The 332-nt window shown below is 52.7% G+C and carries 1 rRNA gene; it reads right to left on the bottom strand.

The features are described 5' to 3' along the window. A 5S ribosomal RNA gene (gene rrf, locus ACLJR2_RS23760) occupies window positions 1–91 on the bottom strand; the annotation flags it as partial. Window positions 92–332: the final 241 nt, after the last annotated feature.

The raw sequence follows: 332 nt of genomic DNA, 5'->3' as shown, positions 1-332 counted from the left end.
GGGGAGACCCCACACTACCATCGGCGCTACGGCGTTTCACTTCTGAGTTCGGCATGGGGTCAGGTGGGACCACCGCGCTAGTGCCGCCAGGCAAATTCTTTGTGCTCTGTACGCAATTCTTTATCGCATCAGCGGCGTTGCCTGCGCTCGTAAACTCAGTCACATACTTCTGTATGCTCCTTCCTTTCCTTCGCTTGCCGCCTTGCTGCTGCGCAAATTATTGCGTACTCAACTCTGAATCAGTGCTGAAAATCGTCTCTCATCCGCCAAAACATCTTCGGCGTTGTAAGGTTAAGCCTCACGGTTCATTAGTACCGGTTAGCTCAACGCAT

Source organism: Salmonella sp. SAL03688 (assembly GCF_046551895.1).
GTDB classification, from domain to species: Bacteria; Pseudomonadota; Gammaproteobacteria; order Enterobacterales; family Enterobacteriaceae; genus Salmonella; species Salmonella enterica.
This window is presented reverse-complemented; position numbering and strand designations above follow the sequence as displayed.